The following is a 22,989-nucleotide window of genomic DNA, read 5'->3' as shown; positions in this document are numbered from 1 at the left end:
TGAGGGATCCGGCCGGAGCCGGATCCCAGGGGTGCTTCTGTAGGCTTACTTGAACTTCACGTTCTCAAGCCGGATCATGCCGTCCGGATAGGCGATGAAGCCTTCCATCTTGTCGGAAAGGGCCCAGATCCAGGTCTGATGGTAAAGGTAGATGATCGGCAGGTCCTTGATCAGGATGTCCCGGGCCGCGTCATACTTCGCCTTGCGGACAGCGTTGTCGGTGCTCTGCCGGGCTTCGTCGAGCAGCTTGTCGACCTCCGGGTTGCAATACTTGCTGTCGTTGATGCCGCCCTTGCAGGTCATGAACTGGTGGATGTTGCCGTCCGGGTCCACGCGGCCCGACCAGCCCACCTGGCTGCCCTGGTAGTTGCCGGCCGACTGGTCGGCGAGCAGGCTGGCGAATTCCATCGACTTCAGCTTGACGTTGAAGCCGGCCTCGGCGGCCATGGCCTGAACCACCTGCATCAGCTGGGTCTGGACCGGGTTGTTGGCGACTTGGACTTCGACGTCCAGGCTGTCGTAGCCGGCTTCCTTCAGAAGGGCTTTTGCCTTTTCCACGTCGCGGGCGGGAACCGGGTAATCCTTGTCATACCACGGGCTCGTCGGCGGGAACGGCTGGTTGCCCGGCGCAAACACGCCTTCGAAGACGACCTGGTTGATGGCGTCACGATCCAGCGACAGGCTGAAGGCCTGACGGATCTTCGGGTCGTTGCCGAACGGATTGTCGCCGCGCTCGCCGTTGTTGAGGTTCACGGTGATGCCCTGGTAGCCGAGGCTGACCGCTTCCGCATATTGCAGCTTGCTGTCCGACTTGACCGAAGCCACGTCCGTTGCCGCCAGGCGTTCCAGCATGTCCAGGTCGCCGGAGCGCAGGTTGGCCAGGCGCACGGTGGTGTCCGGGATCGGCAGGAAGGTCACCTTGTCGAAATGGATCGCGTCCTTGTTCCAGTAGTCGGCGAACTTCTCAAGCACGATCCGGTCCTGCGCGACACGTTCGACGAACTTGAACGGGCCGGAGCAGACCGGCTTGGCACCGAAGTCGGCGCCTTCGGCAGCGGTCGCGGCCGGCGACAGCATCATGCCCGAACGGTCGGCGAACTGGGCGAGCAGGGTCGCGTCCGGCGCCTTCAGCGTGAACTTGACCTGGTACGGACCGGTGACTTCAACGCCTGCGATCGACTTCACTTCACTCTTGCGGCGGCTTTCCGGCAGGTTCTGGGAACGGTCGATATTCGCCTTCACCGCTTCCGCGTTGAACGGCGTGCCGTCGTGGAAACTTGCATCTTGACGCAGGTTCATGGTCAGCGTCAGGCCGTCGTCGGACCAGCTCCAGTCCGTGGCGAGCTGCGGGATGATCTGCAGGTCCGGGGTGATGTCGACCAGCTTGTCGCAGAGCGACGCATAGACGATACGGCCGACGAACGTCCGGGACTGATCCGGGTCGAGAACGTCCGGGTCTTCCTGCAGGCCGATGCGGAGGTCCGCCGCCAGTGCAGGGGTCAACACGGAGCTTGCGCCGAGCAAGAGCGCGGCGAGCAGTTGTTTACGCATTTTCACTTCTCCTCTGGGTGTTTCGAGGCCGGGAGCCCGTCGATGGGGCTTTGTGCTGTTCTTGACTCCAGTCCCGATAAAGAGCGAAACGCCGGTCCGCCGCGGCGGTTCGGGGCGGTTCGCTATTCTGGTCTTGCGCGGTGCCGGTGATCATCTGCCAGTGGTGGCAGGCCACCTGGCGGTCTTCACCGGCCGCGCTCAAAAGAGGTTTTTCGGTGCCGCAGATCGCCGTCGCATGGGGGCACCTCGTGTGGAAGCGGCAGCCGCTCGGCGGCGCAAGCGGCGAGGGCACGTCGCCCTTCAGATCGGCCAGCATGCCGCGTCTGTGAGGCGAGGGGATCGGGATCGCCTGCATCAGCGCCTGCGTGTAGGGATGCAGCGGCGCGTCATAAAGCGCGTCGGTGTCGGCCAGTTCCACGATCTCGCCCAGATACATGACGGCGACCCTGTCGCTCATGTGGCGGATCACGGCAAGGTCATGGGCAATCAGGATCAGGGTCAGCTTAAACTCGTCCTTCAGGTCTTCCAGCAGGTTGATGACCTGGGCCTGGACCGAGACGTCGAGCGCGGACACCGGCTCGTCGCCGATGATCACCTTCGGGCCGCTGGCGAGCGCCCGGGCAATGCCGATGCGCTGGCGTTGTCCGCCGGAAAACTCATGCGGGTAGCGGTTGGAGAATTCCGGTCGCAGGCCGACCTTCTGCAGGAGATCGGCGACCTTGCGGCGCCGTTCGGTGCGCGGCAGGCGCGTGTGCACCTTCATCGGTTCCTCGATGATGGCGCCGACGGTCATGCGCGGGTTGAGCGAGGAAAACGGATCCTGGAACACGAACTGCAGCTCGCCGCGCAGGCGCCGCATTTCCCGTTCCGACAGGGTGGAAATGTCATTGCCATCGTAGAGCACTTCACCGGAGGTCGGCTTGATCAGCCGTACAAGAAGCCGCGCCAGGGTCGACTTGCCGCAGCCGCTTTCGCCGACGATGGACAGGGTTTCGCCGCGCCGGACGGTGAGGCTGACCCCGTCCACGGCGCGCACCACCTTCTTTTCGCCAAACAGGCTGTCGCCGCTGGTGAAGTGCCGGGCAACGGCGCGGGTTTCCAGGATCTTGTCTTTCGTGGGAAGGCTCATGCGCTGGCCTCCGCGAATGTGGCCTCGAGCGGCGCATGCACGCAGGCGACCCGGTGTCCGCCGGTAATCGCCTGCAGCGGCGGCGGGGCCGCGGCGCAGGCCTGATCGGCAAAGGGACAGCGCGGCGCGAACCGGCAGCCTGCCGGCATGGCGTCGATGGTCGGCACCATGCCGCTGATCGTGGTCAGGCGTCCGGAGCGCTTGCCGATGGAAGGGATCGAGCTCATCAGCCCGATGGTGTAGGGGTGCTGCGGATCGTCGAAGATCATTTCCGCCGTGCCTTCCTCGACAATGCGGCCGGCATACATGACCGCCACCTTGTCGGCGATTTCCGCGACCACGCCGAGATCGTGGGTGATCATGACCAGCGCGGTACCGGTTTCCGCCTGCAGGTCCCGGATCAGATCGATGATCTGCGCCTGAATGGTGACGTCGAGAGCCGTGGTCGGTTCGTCCGCGATCAGCAGCGCGGGGTCGTTGGCAAGGGCCATGGCGATCATGACGCGCTGGCGCATGCCGCCGGACAGCTGGTGCGGGTAATCGTCGAGCCGCTGGGCCGCCGCCGGGATCTTGACCTTGTCCAGCATTTCAAGTGCCCGGGCGCGGGCTTCCTTGCGGGAGACCGGCTTGTGGCGCAGCACCACCTCGGCGATCTGGTCGCCGATCCGATAGGCAGGATTGAGCGAGGTCATCGGTTCCTGGAAGATCATCGCCATCCGGTTGCCGCGGATGTCCCCAAGGGCCCGGGAGGGAAGCGACAGGAGATCCTGGCCGTCGAAATGCGCCGTGCCGGAGACGATCTCGGCCGGCGGCATGGGCAGCAGGCCCATCAGCGACAGCGCCGTCACCGACTTGCCGCAGCCGCTTTCGCCGACGATGCACAGGGTCGAGCCGGGCGCGACGGAAAAGGAGACGCCGTCGACCACGTTGGCTTTCGTGCCCTTGAAGTGCACGCCCAGGTCCCGGACCTGCAACAGGTCGGCGGTTTCCGGTTCCCGGCCGCCGTTTTCGTCAGACGGCATCGGTCAGCTCTCCGGAGGACTGGAACAGCAGGCGCTCTTGCAAGGCGAGCAGGTGCTGGCGCATGGTCTTTTCCGCGGCGATCGGGTCGCGGCGTTCGATCGCGTCGATCACCTGGATATGCTGCGACTTGTAGAGCGTCAGGGCGTCGCTGGTGCGGATGGCTTCGCGCACGTGGCGCCAGGCATCGTTCTGGCGAACCCGGTCGACCACGTCGAACAGGGCAAGGAAAAGCGTGTTGCCGGCCGCACTCGCGATCGCCCGGTGCAGGGCGCCGTCCCAGAGTTCGCGGCTGTCCAGGTCGTCGGCGCTGGCGACCTTTTCGGCCAGGTCGCGCATGGCAGTGACATCAGATGGTGTCGCCCTCAGCGCGGCCAGCTGCGCCAGCACCGGCTCGATTCGCAGGCGGACTTCCATGACCTCAAGCATGTTGCTGACTTCAGGAAGCTTGCGGATTTGGCGTTCCGGATGGGTCGGCTCAGGTCCGATGAAGGTGCCGGAGCCCTGCCGCCGCCAGATGCGGCCTTCCGTTTCCATCACCTCGAGCGCCCGGCGGACGGCGCGCCGGCCGACGCCGATCTCCTCGGCCAGTTCCCGCTCGGTCGGAAGCTGATCGCGCCCGTCCATCTGCAGCTGATCGACGATGATCCTCAGGCGCTCCAGCGCGAGGCTGGAATTTTTCTGTGCGGGTCTGTCGTTTCCGGTCATGGCCAAACTTTGTGGAACCAATTTATATTGGTCACATTATTGGAGCATGTTTCAAAAAGGGGCAAGATCCCTAATTAGGCACTGTTGCTATTTTTGAAAGATGGCAGTCCTTCCCGATCGGTCGTGACCCTAAGCACTGGGAAAATCGGTTGATTCCAAGTGTCTTGACGTGGGGTGGATCTGGAATACAGTGGCTGAACAAGCGATTTTCGGGGAACGCGCCTGCCTTCATTTTGGGCGGTATGCGCAAGGTGTGGGCGCGTCTGCCGCGGGTTGAATGCAGGAGCAAACCGCCCATTTCGATGGCGAGCCAATTGAAAAATGGATTCGCATTGGTCGCGAATTCAATAGCCTGGATGCATATCTTGTTCCCTCGGTGCCGTCGCCACCGGCGTCCGGTACGGGACTTGCATTTCCATTCCGTGTTCCTGCCTGAGGGCGGCATCCACGCGGTACTGCCGATGCAAGTGATGCAGAAATAGGCGGGCGGAATTTTTATGCAGTCGGGGCATTGACAAGCGAATTCGGATCGACAAGCATTGATCCTCAAATAGCGGCACAGGCTTCGCCGCACGGCAAATGCGCCCCGATCTTTCGCAGGCTTTCAGGACTGCGGGTCGGGGTTTTTTTGTGCCGCAACGGTCACACAAGCGGGCTGCGGGGACAGTCCTAAGGAGTACGGCAAGGACATGGCGCGGAAGGAAATCCCGATTGGCGTCCTTTTCTCGACGACCGGACCGTATTCGGTTATCGGCCGGGAGGCCTGTTGGGGTGCGCGCATCGCCATCGACGAAATCAACGCGTCGGATGCCTTTGATTTTACCCTGCGCGGCATCGAGGCGGACCCGAGGGGCGAGGCGGACCGTTATGCGACCCTTGCCGACCGCCTGATGCGCAAGGACGGTTGCCGGCACATCATCGGTTGCCAGACGTCCTGGAGCCGCAAGGAAGTTCACCCGGTCCTGGAACGCCTCGGAGGATTGCTCTGGTATCCGACGCCCTACGAGGGGTTCGAAAGCCATGACCGGGTCATCTACACCGGGGCCTGTCCGAACCAGAACGTCGTGCCCCTGTTCCAGTACGCCGTGCCGGCCTTCGGCAACCGCGCCTTTCTTGTCGGCTCCAACTATATCTGGGGCTGGGAGATCAACCGGATCGCGCGCGAGCTCCTCGGCGGCTACGGCGGAAGCGTTCTCGGCGAGCGCTATATCCCGATCGGAGATCAGGAGATCGGCCACCTGATCGAGGAAATACGCCTGAAGCGTCCCGACTTCATCCTGAACAACCTCATCGGCACCAGCAGCTACGCCTTCCTGAAGGCCTACCGGAAGCTCGGCGAGGAGGATCCTTTCTTCCATCCCTCCCGCTGCCCGGTGCTGAGCTGCAATCTGACCGAGGCCGAACTGCCGGTTCTCGGGGAAGCGGCCGAAGGCCTGATTTCGACCTCCACTTATTTCCAGACCCTCGATACGGTCGAAAACCGCTCCTTCACCGGCGGCATGCGCCTGTTGCGGGGACCGGACGCGTCCGTGTCGCACATGTTCGTCGGACCGTATCTGGCAGTCTGGCTCCTGGCCCGCGCGATTGCCGCGACCGGCTCGGACGATCCGGACGGGATCGTCGCCGGTCTGCCGGACATGCCGCTCCTGACGCCGCTCGGGCCCGTCAGGATCGAGCGCAAGACCCAGCATGCCTATCTGACGCCCTATATCGGCGTGGTCGAAGGCGCCGGCGAGGAACGGCCGATGCCCCGGTTCCGTCTGCTCGATGCCGCGGCGACCGAAATGGCGCCCGATCCTTATCTGGTCGACTACGATCCCCATGCCGGGGCCGATGCGAACCGGCCGTTTTCGGCCGGCGGCGGCCAGGGGTCCGGTCCGAAACTGAGGCTCGTAACCTGATGGCCGGCGCATTCCGCACACCAAGCTTCCGCGGATGGCATGCCGTCGTGCTGCACCGGTCCCATTCGGACCGGGACAATCTCTGCCGCCAGATGGAGCGTCTCGGCCTCACGGTGGAGTGTGTCTGGCCGGAACTGAAACCCGAGCATGCCAATGCGAATGTACTCGTCTTCGACGGCGACATGGGCCATGAGGCGCAGTTTCCCTGGAAGGCGGATATTCAGCCCATGCCCATGATCGCGCTTCTGGGCACGGAAGCCCCGGGCCGCGTCGAATGGGCGATCCGCCGCGGCGCGGGCGCGCATCTCAACAAGCCGATCGGATCCAGCGGCGTCTATGGAGCGCTGGTCGTGGCGCAGCGGTCCTTTGACGAGCGGCTTGCCTATGAGGAGCGGATTTCCGTTCTGGAACACCGTCTGTCGCGCCGGCCTCAGGTGGTCGAGGCGATCCTCGCCCTGATGGAGCAGAAGAACTGCGATGCCCGGACGGCCTACCGGGATCTCCGCGAACTGGCCATGGCCGGCCGGCTCTCCATCGAGGATGCCGCCGACGAGCTGAACGCCCGGATGGGAGGTGCGCGTGGCAACAGACGCGAAGCCTGACGCCATGGCGCTGCCGGCCGAAACGGCTGGACCCTCCGAACCGCGCCGGCAGGGAGCGTTGCAGCGCCTGCTCCGCCGCAAACTGGCGGTGGTTGCACTGGTGACAATTGTATTGATCGTCGGTGCCGCGGTTTTCGCGCCCCTGGTCGCCCCCTTCGATCCGGCGGAACAGTATTTCGACGGCCTGACCCTGGAAGGCGCACCGCTGCCGCCTGGCGAACGGTTCTGGCTCGGCACCGATCTTCTGGGCCGGGACCTGCTGTCACGGCTGATCTACGGTGCCCAGACCTCCCTGATCATCGGCCTCGTCGCCAACGGCATCGCCGTTGCCGTCGGCGCGCTCGTCGGGATCCTGGCCGGGTTCTTCCGCGGCTGGGTCGAGACCGTGCTGATGCGCTTCACCGATCTGATGATGGCGTTCCCGGCCTTGCTATTGGCGATTACTCTCGCCGCCCTGTTCCGGTCGAGCCTCTGGATCGTCGCCATGGTGATCGCCATGGTCAACTGGGTGCAGATGGCCCGTGTCGTCTATACCGAAACCCGGTCTCTGGCGGAGCGCGAATTCATCGTCGCGGAACGGGCCATGGGCGCCGGCCTCGGGCGGATCCTGTTCCGCCATATCCTGCCGCATCTGGTCTCGTCCATCGTGGTGTTCGGCACCCTGGGGATCTCGACGACGGTGCTGCTGGAGGCGACGCTCAGCTATCTCGGCATCGGCGTCCAGCCGCCCACCCCCTCCTGGGGCAACATCATCTACGAGAACCAGACCTATTTCACCTCCGCGCCCTGGCTGGTGTTCTTTCCGGGCGTTGCGATCATCGCGCTGGCGTTGTCCTTCAACCTCCTGGGGGATGCCCTGCGCGAAGTGCTCGATCCGACGCAGAAAGGCAGGCACTGAATGGTCTCCTATGTTCTGCGCCGCATCCTGCAGTCGGCCCTGATCCTGCTCGGCGTGTCGCTCTTCACCTTCGTGCTGCTCTATCTCATTCCCGCCGACCCGGCGCGCCAGATCGCCGGCCGCAGCGCCACCGCGCAGACGGTTGAAAACATCCGCGAGCAGCTCGGGCTCAACCTGCCATTCTACCAGCAATACGGCCGGTACCTGTTCGGGCTGGTCCAGGGCGATTTCGGTCGCTCCTACCTGCAGAAAACGGAAGTGTCGGAACTGATCGCGGCCCGGCTTCCGGCAACGCTGCTGCTGATGGCCGGGGCGATCGTCTGCGAACTGGTCATAGGTCTCTCCATGGGGCTGATCGCGGCGCTGAAGCGTAATTCGGCGACCGACAACACGCTGATGGTGCTGTCCTTTGCCGGCGTGTCCTCACCCCAGTTCGTGATCGGCATCCTGCTGCTTTACGTCTTCGCCGTGCAGCTCGGCTGGTTTCCCATCGGCGGCTACGGAACCTTCCGGCACATGGTCCTGCCGTCGCTCACCCTCGGGCTCCTGGGGGCGGGCTGGTACGCCCGCATGATGCGTTCCTCCATGCTCGACGTGCTGCGCCAGGACTATATCCGCACCGCCCGCGCCAAGGGTCTGCAGCGGTTCCAGGTTCTGTTCGGCCACGCGGTACCCAACGCGCTTTTGCCCATCATCGCCATGATCGGCATCGATATCGGCCTTTTCATGAGCGGCATCGTGGTCGTGGAAAGCGTCTTCGGCTGGCCCGGCATCGGCCAGCTCGCATGGCAGGCGATCCAGCGCGTCGACATCCCGATCATAATGGGCGTCACGCTGGTTTCCGCCTGCGCCATCGTCCTTGGAAATTTCCTCGCGGACATGATCGCACCGCTGATCGATCCGCGGATCAAGCTTCGCTGATGCGTAAAGGCGAAATGCGCGCCCTGTAAGCCGCCAAGAGAGCGGCCGGGACGCGGAACCAAACCGAAAACGGAGGTTGGAACATGAAAAGCAGATTTCTGACGGGAGTGGCGGGCGCCGCTCTATTGGCAGCCGCCCTTGCCGTGCCGGCAAATGCGGATGACATCAAGCAGGGCGGCTCGATGATCGTCACCTACAAGGATGACGTCTCGACCCTCGATCCGGCCATCGGCTACGACTGGCAGAACTGGTCGATGATCAAGAGCCTGTTCGACGGCCTGATGGACTATGAGCCGGGCACGACCAATCTGGAAAAGGATCTGGCCGAGGACTTCACCATTTCCGATGACGGCCTGACCTACACCTTCACCTTGCGCAAGGGCGTCAAGTTCCATAACGGCCGCGAACTGACCGCAGACGACGTCAAGTATTCCCTCGACCGCGTCGCCAATCCGAAAACCCAGAGCCCGGGCGCCGGCTTCTTCGGCTCCATCAAGGGTTTCGATGAAGTCTCCGCAGGCAAGGCGGACTCTCTGTCCGGCGTCACCGTCGTCGACCCCTACACGGTTAAGATCGAACTCTCCCGCCCGGACGCGACCATGCTCCATGTTCTGGCGATCAACTTCTCCTCCGTCGTTCCGAAGGAGGAAGTCGAAAAATGGGGCGCCGATTTCGGCAAGCATCCGGTCGGTTCCGGCGCCTTCGAACTGGCCGAATGGACGCTCGGACAGCGCCTCGTGTTCAAGCGCAATGCCGACTACTGGAAGCCGGGCATTCCGAAACTCGACGAGATCGACTTCGAGGTCGGTCAGGAGCCGATCGTGGCGCTGCTGCGCCTGCAGCGGGGTGAGGCCGATATTCCCGGCGACGGCATTCCGCCCGCGAAATTCCTCGAGGTGACCAAGGATCCGCAATACAAGGACCTGATCATCGAGGGCGGCCAGCTTCAGACCGGCTACGTGACCATGAACGTCAAGATGCCGCCGTTCGACAAGCCGGAAGTCCGCAAGGCGGTCAACATGGCCATCAACAAGGACCGGATCGTGCGGATCATCAACGGCCGCGCCGTTCCGGCCAACCAGCCGCTGCCGCCGTCCATGCCCGGCTACGACAAGGACTACAAGGGCTATCCGTTCGATCCTGAAGCGGCCAAGAAGATGCTGGCTGACGCCGGCTTCCCGGACGGGTTCGAAACCGAGCTTTACGTCTACAACACCGACCCGAACCCGCGCATCGCCCAGTCGATCCAGGCGGATCTCGCCGCCATCGGCATCAAGGCGGAGCTGAAGGCCCTGGCCCAGGCCAACGTCATTGCAGCCGGCGGCGAGCCGGATCAGGCGCCGATGATCTGGTCGGGCGGCATGGCCTGGATCGCCGACTTCCCGGATCCGTCCAACTTCTACGGCCCGATCCTCGGCTGTGCCGGCGCGGTCAAGGGCGGCTGGAACTGGTCCTGGTACTGCAACGAGGAGCTCGATAAGCTGGCGACCGAGGCCGACAGCATCACCGACCCGGCCAAAAAGGCGGAACGCGAGGCCCTGTGGCGGAAGATCTTCATCTCCATCATGGACGACGCGCCCTGGGTTCCGATCTTCAACGAACAGCGGTTCACCATGCGGTCGGACCGTCTGGGTGGCCCGGACGCGATCTTCGTCGATCCGGTCCATATTCCCGTCAACTACGACTACGTTTGGGCGAAAGATGTGCAGTAACTGCAAGGCCGCGAGCTACACGATCCACGCGGCACAACATCACTTCGGCTGGGACAATTCCATTGCCCCGGTCGAGAAAGTGGCTCCGGGCACGGTGCTGGAATTCGAATGCAATGACAGCTCCGCCGGTCAGTTGACCCCGGAAAGCACCGTGAAGGACGTTGCCGAGATGGACTTCGGCAAGATCAATCCGGTCAACGGTCCCATCCATGTGGATGGGGCCGAGCCGGGCGATGCGCTGGTGGTGAAAATCCACCAGTTCAAACCCTCCGGCTTCGGCTGGACCGCCAATATTCCCGGCTTCGGGCTGCTGGCGGACCAGTTCAAGGATCCGGCGCTGCATGTGTGGTCCTATGACAAGGACAATCTCGGCATGTCGGCCTTTTCCCCGCACGGAAAGGTGCCGCTCAAGCCCTTCGCGGGAACCATCGGCGTGGCGCCGGCGGAAGCCGGGCTCCACTCCATCGTTCCGCCGCGCCGTGTCGGCGGCAACATGGATATCCGCGATCTCGCTGCCGGGACGACGCTTTACCTGCCGATCGAGGTCGCAGGCGCGCTGTTTTCCATCGGCGACACCCATGCGGCCCAGGGCGACGGCGAAGTCTGCGGCACGGCCATCGAAAGCCCGATGAGCGTGGTCCTTGAACTGGACCTGATCAAGGGCGCAGACCTGAAGATGCCGCGGTTCGAGACCCCCGGTCCGGTGACCCGCCATCTTGACGAGAAGGGGTACGAGGTCACGACCGGCATCGGCGAGAACCTGTTTGAAGGCGCGCAGGCAGCCGTGTCGAACATGATCGACCTCCTGTGCGCCCGCCACGGCTATTCCGCGGTCGACGCCTACATGCTGTGCTCGGTCTGCGGCGATCTCCGGATTTCCGAGATCGTCGATGAGCCGAACTGGGTCGTTTCCTTCTACTTCCCCAAGCTCGTTCTCGAATGAGCCTTTTGAACCGGCGGATTACCGTCTGCCGGTTCTCTACTCCCGGGTCCAGACCAGCAAGCAGCCGATGCAACAGACCGACGTTTCCGCAAGCCAGCTCGAAGAGATCGTCCTTTCCGTCCGCGATCTGAAGACGGAAGTGGCCACACCCGATGGCAGCAAGACCGTCGTGGACGGCCTGTCCTTCGATCTGAAGCGCGGCGAAACCCTGTGCATTGCAGGCGAATCCGGGTCGGGCAAGTCGATGACCGCCCTGTCGATCATGCGCCTGCTGCCCGAGCCCATGGCCCGGATCGGCGGCGGCTCGGTCCTGCTCGACGGCCGCGACCTGTGCCAGCTGGACGAGACGGCCATGCGTTCCGTCCGTGGCGGCGATATCGCGATGATCTTCCAGGAGCCGATGACGTCGCTCAATCCGGTGCTGACCATCGGCCGGCAGTTGCGCGAGGCGGTCATCGCGCACCAGAGTGTCTCCCGCCGTGAGGCGGAAAAACGGGCCCTGGAGATGCTCGAGGCCGTCCGCCTGTCGGAGCCGCCGCGGCGCTTGAAACAGTATCCGCACGAACTTTCCGGCGGCATGCGCCAGCGGGTCATGATCGCCATGGCGCTGGCCTGCAACCCGAAAGTCCTGATTGCCGACGAACCGACGACCGCGCTCGACGTCACCATCCAGGCGCAGATCCTGCAGCTGATCCGCGACCTGCAGCGGGACTTCGGCACGGCGGTCATCCTGATCACCCACGACATGGGCGTCGTTGCCGAAATGGCCGACCGCGTCATCGTCATGAACCAGGGCCAGATCGTCGAGGACGGTCCGGTGGGGCCGCTGTTTCAGACACCTGGCGATCCCTATACCCAAAAGCTGTTGGCCGCCGTGCCGAAACTGGGCGCCATGTCCGGAAAGGACTCTGAGATCAGGGAAAAGGCGGCAGGCGCTGCCCTGGAGGTGAACGACCTGACCGTCCGCTTCGACCTGCGCGGCGGCCTGCTTCAGCGGGTCGTGTCCCGCGTGCATGCGGTCGAAGGCGTCTCCTTCGATATCCGCCCCGGTGAGACCCTCGGCCTCGTCGGCGAAAGCGGTTGCGGCAAGTCCTCCATCGGCAAGGCGCTGATGAACCTCGTGCCCTGGGACGGTTCGATCCGGGTCGCCGGCCAGCATCTCATGAGCGGCCGCAACTCTGCTGCCGACCGGGCCTTCCGGCGCAACATCCAGATGGTGTTCCAGGACCCCTACGCGTCGCTCGACCCGCGCATGACCGTGGGAGACCTCGTCGGCGAGCCGCTGGTCATTCACGGCCTGGCAAAGGGAACGGAACTGCAAGACCGGGTCGCCGGCCTGTTCCGCCGCGTCGGGCTGAGCACAGAACAGATGTCCCGCCACCCGCACGAGTTTTCCGGCGGTCAGAGGCAGCGGATCTGCATCGCCCGCGCACTTGCCCTGTCGCCGAAGGTGATCATCGCCGATGAAAGCGTGTCCGCGCTCGACGTGTCGGTTCAGGCCCAGGTGCTCGATCTGTTGAAGGAACTGCAGGACGAGATGGGGCTCGCCTATCTCTTCATCTCCCACGACATGGCCGTGGTCGAACAGGTGTCGCACCGGGTGGCGGTCATGTATCTGGGCCAGATCGTCGAAACCGGCACCCGGCGGCAGATCTTCGAAAACCCCTGCCATCCCTACACAAGGCGCCTGATGGAGGCGGTCCCGATCCCCGATCCGTCCCGCCGGCGGGACATGTTCCAGGTTCCGGTCGGCGATGTTCCCTCGCCGATCCATGGCATTGGGGAGACCGTGGAGCGGGTTCGTTATGATGACATCGGCGACCGCCATATGGTGGCGCGATCGGATGAGGCGTTTGCCTGAACCGGAATGAGGTCAGGCCGCCCCGGATTTCCCGGGCCGGCGGACGGCGCGCACCTTGCCGCCGTTGCCCTCGCCGTGGAAGAAACGGCGAGGGGTTAAAGTCTTTTTAGCGGCTTTTCGTCCGAAGGTTATGAGTATTTATGAAATTTAAGGGGTGAAATCCGCGTCTAATAGGTCGTCAATCGTCGCTTTTGAAAGAACGTCAAAAAATTTATCCAACGCGTTCGTAAAAATTTCTTTCATTGGACAGCCATTGGGAAAGATGCAGTCCGCGTCATGGTCGTGTTTAAGACACCTCGTTAAAGCAAAATCAGCTTCAAATATTTGAATGATTTCAGTCAAGGAAATGGATTGCGGGTCTTTCAGCATCGAGATGCCGCCATGTTTTCCGGTCTTGGTGGTTACATAGTGATTTCGCCGCAATTCCATAACAACTTGCGCTACCAGAGACCGGCTTACTTTCAGGCGATCTGCAATTTCCTCCGCCGTGTATTTGTTGTTTTTATGACTGGACAAAAGCGCCAGCAATTTCACCGCGACGGACGTTTTCTGTGCCAGCCTCATGATCTTTATTTTTATTTACTTGTTGAAGCAGTTGCTTGAGACGTTTTGTCTTGGATTCCAGTTTGCATCATCACGACGCGGCACGATGTTCCCGGCAATTCCGGTGAACGTGTCGAAACGTGTGGCTTTGTCTCCGGCCTGAAGTTCTGGCGCATATTCAATCCCTTCGTTTACCTCTTCGCTTCTCCTATACGCCGGCTATCAGGCAATGGATCTTGATGCTTCCCGAACTTTTTCGGTTGCAGCGTCGATCTGGAATGTCGCGGACGAAATGGCCTGGATGTTTGAAGTCACGAGTTCCACGCCCTGGGAGGCGCTTTGCATATTGGTGGAAATTTCCTGGGTAACGACGGACTGTTCTTCGACCGCGGAAGAAATGCTCGTAGAGATGTCGCTGATCTCATTGATGATATCCATGATGCTCGCGATGGCACTGACCGCCTGGTCTGTTGTGCCCTGCATGGATTCAATCTGATTTGAAATCTCTTCGGTCGCTTTGCTGGTTTGCGAAGCAAGTTCTTTCACCTCGGCGGCAACCACCGCGAAGCCTTTTCCCGCTTCGCCCGCACGTGCGGCTTCTATGGTCGCATTCAGGGCAAGCAGGTTTGTCTGGTTGGCAATGTTGTCGATCAGTTCGATGACACTGCCGATCGTCTTGGCATCTTCAGACAAGCCGACCATTGTTTCGTTGGATTGGGCCGCCTCGCCAACGGCTTTCTGGGAAATCTCGGAAGCCTTTTGCACCTGACGGCTGATTTCCTGGATGGAGGCGACAAGCTCTTCGGCAGCTGCCGCAACGGTCTGGACGCTGGCTGCGGTTTGGGTCGAGGCCGAAGCTGAGCCGGAGGCCTGTTCCATTGTGTTTGAAATCGCCTGGGCAATTTCGGTCAGCTGCGCGTCAATGTCCTTTTGGACGGTTTCGCGCCGCTTCCGCTCGAGAACCTGCTCGGTAATGTCGGTTGCGAATTTGACGACCTTGAACGGAACTCCGGATGCATCGAGAATTGGATTGTAGTTGGCTTGAATCCAGACTTCCCTGCCCCCTTTGCCGATACGCTTGAATTCATCCGCCTTGAATTCACCCTGGGCGAGGCCTGACCAGAAGTCTTTATAATCCTGGCTCTTGGCGTAATCCAGCTCGACGAAAAGGCTGTGGTGCTGGCCCTTGATCTCGTCAAGCGAATACCCGAGCGTGTTCAGGAAATTGTCATTCGCTGTGATGACCGTCCCATTCGGTTCGAATTCAATGATTGCCTGGGAACGGCTGAACGCATCCAGAATTGCCTTGTCGTCACTTGCGGCGAAAAAGTTCATTGTAACCCCCAAGGTCTAAAATTAACCTTAGGGAATAGTTTGCTTCGGTCCGTTTACAATTAATTTATCTAGTTTTGTTGTTTAAAACTTGAAATGGAAAGAAAAATTGAATTCAATCAATAGTATTATCCATAGTATATATAACGTTGTAGAAATCATTGATATGTCGACGAAAAACGTCCTGTGGCGAGTGCCGCGTGCCATGAATATTCGTTTGCATGCTTATATTTCCAATTATCCGCAGTCTGTCTCTTGATATTGTCAATTATGCGTAGTCCAGAACGTCGAATGAATGTCGTGCCCTGAGAGAATCATTGGGACGCCTTGTTTCCAGTAACGTTCGTGAGACATGGGCAGCAGGAGCCTGCGGACGCATTGCTCGAAGATCCGGTCCTTTGGGAGAGCAAGCCCAGGTGACGTGGAAGATATGCGGCCTGATGGCGTGAGGCGGGAAAGCAAACCGGGTTAAGGCCCTTATTGGCAACGAACGGCTCGGGTTCTCGGTCCGATTGCTCGAAAGCAGCGCGGAATTCGCCCACTGCTGTCCGGTTTAAGTTTGGCTGAATATGGCAATCCGCTTGATCTGAGAGTTTGTTGTCATCCCAGCGAAGGCTGGGATCCAGTAATCTATTGAATCTGCTATCTTTTTCACTCGTATGCTACACGGAGTACTGGATTCCGGTCTTGCCGCTGCCGCGTCAAACCGGAATGACAAGTGGGGGGATCATCGCGCGTCTTTAAGCCGAATGATCTGAAATTCTTCAATCATTCAAATGAGATATATGAGATGTCCAACATAAAACCGGACAGCAGTGGAATTCGCCATATGGTGACGCGGTTGGACGTGTCGTTTGCCTGAACCGGAATGAGGTCAGGCCACGCCGGTTTTCCCGGGCCGGCGGACGGCGCGCACCTTGCCGCTGCCGCCGCCGCCGCAGAAGAAACGGCCGGCGCCGTCCGATTCCATGCCCGACACGCCCATTCCCTCCGGCATGTCCAGGCGTTCCAGCACCGCGCCGGTGGCCGGATCGATGCGCCGGATATCGCTCTTGTCGTCCTGCCAGGTGCCGTGCCAGAACTCGCCGTCGACCCAGGTGACGCCGGTGACGAAACGGTCGGAGGTAATTGTGCGCAGGATCCTTCCCGTTTCCGGATCGACCTGATGGATCCTGCAGCCGCGGTGCTGGCCGACCCAGAGCGTTCCTTCCGCCCAGGCCAGCCCGGAATCCCCGCCTTCGCCGGGCGCCGGGATCGTGCCGAGCACTTCTCCGGTCTGAGGATCGATCTTCCGGATGACCGTTTCCGCGATCTGGAACAGGTGCTTGCCGTCGAACGCGGTTCCGGCATCCGCACCGATCTCGATCGTGCTTGATGTCTCGTCGCTTTCCGGGTCGAGGGCGGTCAGCCGGTCGCCGGTCGCGAACCAGACCTTGTTACCGTCGAAGCTGACCCCGGCCACGGCGTCGACGCCGGGAAAGGGACCGTATTCGCGAAGGATTTCTGCGGATCTGCGTTTCATAGGCCCACTCTAGCGGTTGATCGCGGAGGCGGGGAGTAACAAACTTGTCGGGAAACCGGGCACCGCCGACGCGATCCAGCGGCAGGCCGGCCCGCGGCCGAAGCGCTCGACCTTGCCGGTCTCCGACAGCACATAGAGCGCCCGCTGGACGGTGCGCGGGCTGACGCCGAGCGCCTGCGCCAGCGCCGAACTCGACCAGGCCTCGTCGTCGGCGAGCAGGGCCAGGATGTCGCCGTGCTCTTCCTCCACCGGCGGCGCCAGCACTACAACCGCCGCCGCCGTTTTGGGTTGCAGCACAAAGCCCTGGCTTGTGGCGCTGATTTCGGTCTGCGGCCTGATCGCCTCGCGAAGCCGTCCGATCTCGACGCGCAGCCGCCCGCGATGGGACTCGTCCGCATGCCGCGCGCCGAAGGCCCGCGTGAGAAGCGCTTCCCGTGCCACATCGCCGGGCCAGCCTTCGGCAAGCGCCCGCAGGAGCGAAAACAGCACCGGCCGGCTTGCCAGCGGAACCACGTTCTGCCGGCAGCGCAAGGCGTTGCGGCAGGCGTCGACGACAAGCGCATCCGATGCCAGCAGGGCCTCGACATCACCGAGCTTGAGCATCCGTTCGCCGTCGCGCGTGATCAGGCGCGCCGCGGGGGCTTCAAAAGCTTGCACCGCCCGGCCGACCTCGGCCTCCAGCGCGGGAATGCCGGTTTCGCGCGCCGCCAGCGCCGCCCGTTCAAGGGCGTCTCGAGCCGGTTTCGCCCGGATACGCCGCATGGCGATCCCGGCGGTGACCAGCTCGTATCCCGGCCGGGCCGCCGGCGGCAGGGTGTCGATATCGATCCCGGCAAGCATCCGTTCGGCCGCGTCGAGCTGCCCGATCAGAAGCAGCCGCCGGGCCTCGAGAAAGCCGGCATAGGCCGCATTCGTCCGGTCGCCATGGGCTGAAAGGGCCGCCCGCGCCGGCCCGAGGGCCTGCAACGATTTTCCCAAGTCACGGGAGACAAGCGCGATCTCGGCCTCGGCGACCTGGCACCGCGCGCGGTGCATGGGCTCCATCGACCCGAAGGCGCGGGCCGCCTTCCGCAACAGCTCCCGGGCAAGGGGCAGGTCGCCGAGCTGCGCCATGGCGATGCCGCGCAGGGCGAGCGCCGGCGCGTCGTCGCGCAGTGCGACCCGTTTCAGGGCGCCGAGCGGATCGCCGCCTGCAAGGGCGCGCCCGGCTGCGGTGATCAGCGAGTCCATTCAAATCCCGTCACACTTGTAACTCACACCCGGTCCTTCCCCCGTCCTACATCCTTGTCCGGTTCTGCAACCGCAGGCAACGCCGAAATCGGAACGGAGAAACGGACATGACCACACAAGCAACAACGGCCAACGGCAAGGCCGGGGCGCAATTGCCTCGCGACGCGGCCGGCTGGCTCGGCCTTGCCGCCTCTCCGGTCTTCGCGCTGATGGCGTGGATGTCGGCGGGCGATGCCGCGCAGACCCTGATCTGCTCATCGGCTTCAGGCCTGCCGCCGATCACCGGCATGACCTGGATGTACCTGCTGATGAGCCTTTTCCACCTGCCGCCCTGGCTGAAGCTCGCCTCCCGCCGGCCGCGGCCAACGACCTGACAAGCAACCTGATCTGAAGGAGACTGACCATGGAACATTCCGTCGTTTCACGAAATGAGTGGCTGGATGCCCGCAAGGCGCTTCTGGCGAAGGAACTTGATATCACCCACGACCTCGATGCCCTGCGCGCTGAGCGCAGGCAGCTGCCCTGGGTCCGGATTGACAAGCCTTACGTCTTTGAAGGACCCGAAGGCCCCTGCGCCCTGGAGAATCTCTTCGAGGGCCGCAGCCAGCTTGCCGTCTATCACTTCATGCTGACGCCGGGCTCGGACCACATCTGCCCGGGCTGCTCGTTCATCGCCGACAACATCGACGCCGCCCGCCAGCATTTCGAGCACGCGGATCTCGCCTTCGCCGCGGTCTCGCGCGCGCCGGTCGAGCGGATCATGGAAGTGAAGGACCGCATGGGCTGGACCTTCAACTGGGTCTCCTCCGGCGGCAACGATTTCAACTACGATTTCGGCGTCTCCTTCACGGAGGATGACCGCGCCGCCGGCCGAGCAAGCTACAATTACGGCAAGACGAGGATCGAAAAGGCCCAGGACATGTTCGGCGTCAGCGTCTTTGCGAAGGACGAGGCAGGTGCGGTCTATCACACCTACTCCACCTACCACCGCGGCGCCGAACTCCTCATGGGTGCCTTCAACTGGCTCGACCTGACGCCGAAGGGCCGCAACGAAAACGGCTCCATCATGGGCTGGGTCAAGCTGCACGACAGCTATTGAAGCGGATAACGTTGGCCGTTTGGCGAGGGTGAGTGACCATGACGAACAGGCCCCGCTCGTGACAACGAGCGGGGGCTTGGCTTGTGTGGGCGTTCTGTATCCGAGCCAGCAACCGCAGGACGTCAATAGCCGGAAAATAACACGTCTGCACTCGTTAAAGCCGAAGTATGGCAGGGGAAGAAAGGGGGATTCACGCTCAAGCAGGCCGAAGGCCGAAAGCGCGAAAACATGTAGCACCTCGGCACACCGTCGAACCCGCAGGGTTCGCAAGCGCAAACGCGCGTCGGCCACTTTTGGCCGCCCGCTCTGGAGCGTAGCGATCAACGATCGCGACAGCGTGAAGAGAGAAAAAATTGGCGCACCCGACAGGATTCGAACCTGTGACCTCTGCCTTCGGAGGGCAGCGCTCTATCCAGCTGAGCTACGGGTGCGCGGACGGCATGCTTGGTGCCGACAGACTGTCCTGATACCCGATTGACCAGTCAGGGGCAATTGCTTTCTTCAAAAGACGGCCGCCGGCTTTTGGAAAGTCCGGCTTCCGGTGTTTGCATACCTGGCTGCGGATTTCCGGTGCCATTTTTTCTGCAAGATATGCGTGTAGAAAAACAAGACCCACACGCACGTCAATGAAGTGCCCCGACCATTCCGGACGGCGGACAGCGGGCAATCCGGGCAAATTCGGGCAGGCACGGGTTTTCAGGGTCGGGCGGGCCGGAATGTGCTCACCCCGACGGCCGACCCCGGGGGCCTGGAAACGTTAACGTTTCGGGGCTGGAAAGCGTGGTTCGGCGGGCAGTAAAAAAAACGCGCGACCAAACACGGGCCGCGCGGAATAAGTTACTGTGCACGTGGCCCCATCGACCACAGCGCGCATACTACTAAGGACGGCACCGTTTGTCATTACCGTAAAATAATTTATTTTTTGATTTACCGTCCGGGAATCGATCACTTGTATTCATTCAAAGGACGGCGGCCGGAAGACCATCCGCAGGGCCGGCGGCCTGCCGGCGCCCGAAGACCGTCACTTCCCGCAGCCCGGTCCCTTGAGCGCCTTGCCGTCGGCACCGGCCACGGTGATGCGCACCTTTGCCACGCCCTGCGGCAGAAAACCCAGCTTGTGCGCGACGGCCTTGGTCACATCGATCACGCGGCCTTTGACGAAGGGGCCGCGATCGTTGATCCGGACCGTGATTTCCCTGCCGTTTCTGAGATTTGAGACCTTGACGAGCGTTCCGAACGGCAAGGTCCGGTGGGCGGCCGCCAGCACATTCGGATCGGCGCGTTCCCCGCTCGCCGTCATGGACGTCAGCGCGTACCAGGAGGCCTTGCCGCACTGGACAAAAGCCGTGCTCGCCTCGGCGGTCTGAAACGGCGGAACAAGAAAACAGGCGGAAAACAGCATCAGGCCCGCGAGGGCGAAGGTCCTGGACGCCGGCAGCGCGGACGGGAAAAATGTATGCACTTTTACGAAGGCAGTGCGGATCTGGGGCGGGGGCATGTGCTTATCCTTGCGACCGGCTTTCCGTCGAAAGCGCGCTGAAAATTCAAGGCGTTCTATTGCCGGCCAAGGTGGTGAAATTGAGGCGGGAAATTTTACACGGCGAGGTTTATTGTATTTTTATAATAAATTGAACACTAAAAAAACAAGTAGATCGTATTAATATCCCGTTAAATATAATTTCTCGAAGGTCTGTGGGTATTCAGATCGTAATATTTCTCGAGAGAGGACTCGTGTTAAACATGAAGAAATTCAAAAAACGTCGATTAGTTATTGAGTAGTGGCGTTTCCAGGATCAGGACACATTGATTTTGCTCATTCTGTTTGCCAGGGAAGGTTGGAATGAGCGTAAGGGCGAGCGCAGGACAGGTTTTTCCCTATCCAGGTTCGATGTTGCGGTCTGGCCGGCCTTCCCTGGCAAACCCGAAGGGCGGGGGCGTCTTTGCCTGCTGACCTTAATACCGTCGAAATTTTGAAAGGGCGGCTTGTGCCGAATAGTCATGGGGTGGTCTGCAGTCAGGAGGAAACCTCCTTTCGGCCGGCTGCAAACAGAGCGACCGGATTATATGGTTCCCTGCTGGAGGTGATCCCCCAGCCGGCGGCGTTCCTGAACACCGACGGCGCGGTCGTAGCTGTAAACAGGGCCTTCGGAGATCTCCTTGGACTTGGAACCGGCGACCCGATCGGCACCAGGTTCTCAGACTGCCTGTCCCGGGAAACCCGGCGGCGCTGCCGGCCGGCCCTGAAAGCCGCCTTCAACGGAACGCCGGCCGAAATCAGCGGCAAGCTGGTGTCGGCTTCGGGCGCGGATCTGGGAAGCAGGGCCGTTTGTACGCCGATCCCGCTCCAGGAAGAGGCGTCCGCCGTTGTCCTGCTTCAGTTCGATGGCGTCGCTGAGGAACCGGAAAGTTTGGGAATCGACGACCTTCTGACCCGGTTCCCGGACGATGTGCTGATTTTCGGAGCGCTCGAGGAGCCGGCGTCCATCTTGGCCCCCCTGGAAGACGCCGCCGGCGGATCCATCGATCTGGCCGAACTGGAAGTCATGCTCGAAAACTGCCTGAACGGCGACGTGCAGACGCTCTATGCCGGCCTGAGCGCGCGGAAAGCCCATTGCGAACCCGGGTCGGCGGCAAAAATCACCGAAATCCGTCTCGTGCCGCTGGCCGAACCGTCGGACCGGGACCGGCCGGGCGTCATGGCGATTGTCCGCAGCAACGTGGATAGCCCCCACGAGGTGGAGGAATACCGGCGCCTGGCCTATCAGGATGCCCTGACCGGCCTCTCGAACCGGCGCGCCTTTCTCACCTTTCTCCAGGAACACCTTGCGCGGCTGGAGGAAAATCCGCTGGGCGGACTGGCGGTGTTTTATTTCGACCTCGACGAGTTCAAGAAGGTCAACGACCTGGGCGGGCATGACGCCGGTGATGAGATGCTCGTGCGGGTTGCTTTCGCCCTGCAGCGCTGTTTTTGCGATACCGGCTGCGTCGGCAGGATCGGCGGCGACGAGTTCGCCGGCATGTGTCTGTTGCCGGATGAAGGCCATGCGCTTGATCATGCCGAACGGGTCCTGGACGCGTTGTCCCGAATTCGTCTGGAGGTCAGCAACCGCATCTTCACCATCGGCAGCTCGATCGGGATTTCCTTCCTGACATCGCAGGTCGCGGACAAGCCCATCGATCCCTCCGCCCTGTTGCGGCTGGCGGATGCCGCCTGCCTGCGCGGCAAGAGGGTGGGCGGCCGGACGGTCCATCTGCACAAGGCCGATGCGGACGACTTCCGGCTCGACGATGCCGTGCCGGCACAGGTCCTCGAGCCGGACGACATCCGGGCGAACGACTTTGCGCTTTATTCCATGCCGATCCGGTTTCTGCAGGAAGACAGGCCGTGCGGAGAGGAAATCCTTCTGCGCCTGAGGGGCGAGCAGGCGTCCGGCTATTCGCCGAAGGTGCTTATTTCGGCGGCGGAACGCAGCGGTTTCGTGGCGCAGATCGAAGGCTGGACCCTGGACAAGGTTCTGGACGCGGCAGCCGCCCGTGACGGCAAGACCGTCCTGACCGTCAACGTTTCCGCTGAATCGGCCGGCAATCCGGATTTCCGGGATCTCCTGCAAAAGCGGCTCTGTAACGATCCGCTGATGGCAAGCCGGATCTGTCTGGAAGTCGCGGAACGGGACTTCCTGCGGGAACCGACCACTATCGAGAGTTTTTTCCAGTTCCTGATCGATCTCGGCTGCCAGACGGCGATCGATGATTTTGCCGGACATTGGCCGGTGCTTGCGCGCCTGACCGATCTCAGGGTCGACTGGATCAAGCTCGATTCCAGCCTGACCCAGCTTGTGACCAGGGACAGGTCCAAGGCCCTGGTTTTGAAAGGCCTGACGGACGCCGCCCATGATCTCGGCATCAAGGTGATCGCCAAACATGTAGAGACCGAGCGGGAAATGGCGCTGTTGCGCGCGCTCGGGATCGAGGCGGCCCAGGGGTATTTCTTCGGCAAACCGGCGCCTTGGGCGTAAG

At 62.0% G+C, this 22,989-nt stretch carries 19 protein-coding genes and 1 tRNA gene; 10 read left to right on the top strand and 10 right to left on the bottom strand.

All coding sequences use genetic code 11. The features are described 5' to 3' along the window. Nucleotides 1–45 precede the first annotated feature (45 nt). The 4 genes from HK439_RS18710 to HK439_RS18695 are packed head-to-tail and all read right to left on the bottom strand — an operon-like array spanning nucleotide 46 to nucleotide 4,408. A complete protein-coding gene (locus HK439_RS18710; RefSeq protein WP_190292992.1) occupies nucleotides 46–1,557 on the bottom strand; it encodes an ABC transporter substrate-binding protein in 1,512 nt (503 codons plus the stop codon). After that, nucleotides 1,544–2,680: an ABC transporter ATP-binding protein gene (locus tag HK439_RS18705; RefSeq protein ID WP_190292991.1), complete on the bottom strand. Its 1,137-nt coding sequence runs from the start codon at nucleotides 2,678–2,680 to the stop codon at nucleotides 1,544–1,546. Before HK439_RS18705 ends, HK439_RS18710 begins: the two co-directional genes overlap by 14 nt. Then, the gene (locus HK439_RS18700; protein WP_190292990.1) at nucleotides 2,677–3,702 is read right to left on the bottom strand and encodes an ABC transporter ATP-binding protein; all 1,026 of its coding nucleotides are present in this window, start codon (nucleotides 3,700–3,702) and stop codon (nucleotides 2,677–2,679) included. The genes HK439_RS18705 and HK439_RS18700 overlap by 4 nt, the downstream gene beginning before the upstream one ends. After that, nucleotides 3,692–4,408 carry a FadR/GntR family transcriptional regulator gene (locus tag HK439_RS18695; RefSeq protein ID WP_190292989.1) on the bottom strand — a complete coding sequence of 239 codons (717 nt, stop codon included), beginning with the start codon at nucleotides 4,406–4,408 and terminating at the stop codon, nucleotides 3,692–3,694. Before HK439_RS18695 ends, HK439_RS18700 begins: the two co-directional genes overlap by 11 nt. 689 nt (nucleotides 4,409–5,097) lie before the next feature. Between HK439_RS18695 and HK439_RS18690 the strand changes: the two genes are divergently transcribed. The 7 genes from HK439_RS18690 to HK439_RS18660 all read left to right on the top strand — a co-directional run bounded on the left by HK439_RS18690 (nucleotide 5,098) and on the right by HK439_RS18660 (nucleotide 13,246). Further along, the gene (locus tag HK439_RS18690) at nucleotides 5,098–6,309 is read left to right on the top strand and encodes a transporter substrate-binding domain-containing protein (RefSeq protein WP_190292988.1); all 1,212 of its coding nucleotides are present in this window, start codon (nucleotides 5,098–5,100) and stop codon (nucleotides 6,307–6,309) included. Continuing rightward, nucleotides 6,309–6,911, top strand: a complete 603-nt coding sequence (locus HK439_RS18685) for an ANTAR domain-containing response regulator (RefSeq protein ID WP_190292987.1) — start codon at nucleotides 6,309–6,311, stop codon at nucleotides 6,909–6,911. Before HK439_RS18690 ends, HK439_RS18685 begins: the two co-directional genes overlap by 1 nt. A 4-nt stretch (nucleotides 6,912–6,915) precedes the next feature. Beyond that, nucleotides 6,916–7,809, top strand: a complete 894-nt coding sequence (locus HK439_RS18680) for an ABC transporter permease (protein WP_190293022.1) — start codon at nucleotides 6,916–6,918, stop codon at nucleotides 7,807–7,809. Beyond that, complete coding sequence (locus HK439_RS18675) at nucleotides 7,810–8,730, top strand: ABC transporter permease (protein ID WP_190292986.1); 921 nt, start codon at nucleotides 7,810–7,812, stop codon at nucleotides 8,728–8,730. An 83-nt stretch (nucleotides 8,731–8,813) separates the two neighbouring features. Beyond that, entirely contained in the window at nucleotides 8,814–10,442 is a 1,629-nt protein-coding gene (locus HK439_RS18670) for an ABC transporter substrate-binding protein (protein WP_190292985.1), read from the top strand. Then, nucleotides 10,432–11,385: an acetamidase/formamidase family protein gene (locus HK439_RS18665; RefSeq protein ID WP_190292984.1), complete on the top strand. Its 954-nt coding sequence runs from the start codon at nucleotides 10,432–10,434 to the stop codon at nucleotides 11,383–11,385. Before HK439_RS18670 ends, HK439_RS18665 begins: the two co-directional genes overlap by 11 nt. Before the next feature lie 67 nt (nucleotides 11,386–11,452). Then, entirely contained in the window at nucleotides 11,453–13,246 is a 1,794-nt protein-coding gene (locus HK439_RS18660; protein WP_190292983.1) for an ABC transporter ATP-binding protein, read from the top strand. Nucleotides 13,247–13,393: 147 nt separating this feature from the next. On the opposite strand, the gene HK439_RS18655 is transcribed toward HK439_RS18660, so the two are convergent. The 4 genes from HK439_RS18655 to HK439_RS18640 all read right to left on the bottom strand — a co-directional run bounded on the left by HK439_RS18655 (nucleotide 13,394) and on the right by HK439_RS18640 (nucleotide 17,873). After that, nucleotides 13,394–13,810 carry an RrF2 family transcriptional regulator gene (locus tag HK439_RS18655; protein ID WP_190292982.1) on the bottom strand — a complete coding sequence of 139 codons (417 nt, stop codon included), beginning with the start codon at nucleotides 13,808–13,810 and terminating at the stop codon, nucleotides 13,394–13,396. A 201-nt stretch (nucleotides 13,811–14,011) separates the two neighbouring features. Further along, entirely contained in the window at nucleotides 14,012–15,124 is a 1,113-nt protein-coding gene (locus HK439_RS18650) for a methyl-accepting chemotaxis protein (protein WP_190292981.1), read from the bottom strand. An 871-nt stretch (nucleotides 15,125–15,995) separates the two neighbouring features. Beyond that, nucleotides 15,996–16,643: a DUF6923 family protein gene (locus tag HK439_RS18645; RefSeq protein ID WP_190292980.1), complete on the bottom strand. Its 648-nt coding sequence runs from the start codon at nucleotides 16,641–16,643 to the stop codon at nucleotides 15,996–15,998. Between the two features lie 9 nt (nucleotides 16,644–16,652). Then, complete coding sequence (locus HK439_RS18640; protein ID WP_190292979.1) at nucleotides 16,653–17,873, bottom strand: HTH domain-containing protein; 1,221 nt, start codon at nucleotides 17,871–17,873, stop codon at nucleotides 16,653–16,655. 107 nt (nucleotides 17,874–17,980) lie between these two features. On the opposite strand from HK439_RS18640, the gene HK439_RS18635 reads away from it, so the two are divergent. Both HK439_RS18635 and HK439_RS18630 read left to right on the top strand, forming a co-directional pair. Beyond that, nucleotides 17,981–18,247: a hypothetical protein gene (locus HK439_RS18635; protein WP_190292978.1), complete on the top strand. Its 267-nt coding sequence runs from the start codon at nucleotides 17,981–17,983 to the stop codon at nucleotides 18,245–18,247. 29 nt (nucleotides 18,248–18,276) lie between these two features. Next, nucleotides 18,277–18,972 (top strand): DUF899 domain-containing protein, encoded by a 696-nt coding sequence (locus HK439_RS18630; protein ID WP_190292977.1) that lies wholly within the window; start codon nucleotides 18,277–18,279, stop codon nucleotides 18,970–18,972. 354 nt (nucleotides 18,973–19,326) lie between these two features. On the opposite strand, the gene HK439_RS18625 is transcribed toward HK439_RS18630, so the two are convergent. Next, nucleotides 19,327–19,403, bottom strand: a tRNA-Arg gene (locus HK439_RS18625). A gap of 590 nt (nucleotides 19,404–19,993) precedes the next feature. Next, entirely contained in the window at nucleotides 19,994–20,374 is a 381-nt protein-coding gene (locus HK439_RS18620) for a septal ring lytic transglycosylase RlpA family protein (RefSeq protein ID WP_190293021.1), read from the bottom strand. Nucleotides 20,375–21,053: 679 nt separating this feature from the next. Between HK439_RS18620 and HK439_RS18615 the strand changes: the two genes are divergently transcribed. Then, nucleotides 21,054–22,988, top strand: coding sequence for an EAL domain-containing protein (locus HK439_RS18615; protein WP_209011928.1), 1,935 nt, complete (start codon nucleotides 21,054–21,056; stop codon nucleotides 22,986–22,988). Nucleotide 22,989 lies beyond the last annotated feature (1 nt).

Origin of the sequence: Roseibium aggregatum, from assembly GCF_014692675.1 — a bacterium.
GTDB lineage: Bacteria > Pseudomonadota > Alphaproteobacteria > Rhizobiales > Stappiaceae > Roseibium > Roseibium aggregatum_C.
This window is presented reverse-complemented; position numbering and strand designations above follow the sequence as displayed.

What these genes read in the sequence shown, in the direction of transcription:
- HK439_RS18705 (WP_190292991.1), bottom strand. Translation starts at nt 2,680, where the DNA reads ATGAGCCTTCCCACGAAAGACAAGATCCTGGAAACCCGCGCCGTTGCC.
- HK439_RS18700 (WP_190292990.1), bottom strand. Translation starts at nt 3,702, where the DNA reads ATGCCGTCTGACGAAAACGGCGGCCGGGAACCGGAAACCGCCGACCTG.
- HK439_RS18695 (WP_190292989.1), bottom strand. Translation starts at nt 4,408, where the DNA reads ATGACCGGAAACGACAGACCCGCACAGAAAAATTCCAGCCTCGCGCTG.
- HK439_RS18690 (WP_190292988.1), top strand. Translation starts at nt 5,098, where the DNA reads ATGGCGCGGAAGGAAATCCCGATTGGCGTCCTTTTCTCGACGACCGGA.
- HK439_RS18685 (WP_190292987.1), top strand. Translation starts at nt 6,309, where the DNA reads ATGGCCGGCGCATTCCGCACACCAAGCTTCCGCGGATGGCATGCCGTC.
- HK439_RS18680 (WP_190293022.1), top strand. Translation starts at nt 6,916, where the DNA reads ATGGCGCTGCCGGCCGAAACGGCTGGACCCTCCGAACCGCGCCGGCAG.
- HK439_RS18675 (WP_190292986.1), top strand. Translation starts at nt 7,810, where the DNA reads ATGGTCTCCTATGTTCTGCGCCGCATCCTGCAGTCGGCCCTGATCCTG.
- HK439_RS18670 (WP_190292985.1), top strand. Translation starts at nt 8,814, where the DNA reads ATGAAAAGCAGATTTCTGACGGGAGTGGCGGGCGCCGCTCTATTGGCA.
- HK439_RS18665 (WP_190292984.1), top strand. Translation starts at nt 10,432, where the DNA reads ATGTGCAGTAACTGCAAGGCCGCGAGCTACACGATCCACGCGGCACAA.
- HK439_RS18660 (WP_190292983.1), top strand. Translation starts at nt 11,453, where the DNA reads ATGCAACAGACCGACGTTTCCGCAAGCCAGCTCGAAGAGATCGTCCTT.
- HK439_RS18655 (WP_190292982.1), bottom strand. Translation starts at nt 13,810, where the DNA reads ATGAGGCTGGCACAGAAAACGTCCGTCGCGGTGAAATTGCTGGCGCTT.
- HK439_RS18650 (WP_190292981.1), bottom strand. Translation starts at nt 15,124, where the DNA reads ATGAACTTTTTCGCCGCAAGTGACGACAAGGCAATTCTGGATGCGTTC.
- HK439_RS18645 (WP_190292980.1), bottom strand. Translation starts at nt 16,643, where the DNA reads ATGAAACGCAGATCCGCAGAAATCCTTCGCGAATACGGTCCCTTTCCC.
- HK439_RS18640 (WP_190292979.1), bottom strand. Translation starts at nt 17,873, where the DNA reads ATGGACTCGCTGATCACCGCAGCCGGGCGCGCCCTTGCAGGCGGCGAT.
- HK439_RS18635 (WP_190292978.1), top strand. Translation starts at nt 17,981, where the DNA reads ATGACCACACAAGCAACAACGGCCAACGGCAAGGCCGGGGCGCAATTG.
- HK439_RS18630 (WP_190292977.1), top strand. Translation starts at nt 18,277, where the DNA reads ATGGAACATTCCGTCGTTTCACGAAATGAGTGGCTGGATGCCCGCAAG.
- HK439_RS18620 (WP_190293021.1), bottom strand. Translation starts at nt 20,374, where the DNA reads ATGCTGTTTTCCGCCTGTTTTCTTGTTCCGCCGTTTCAGACCGCCGAG.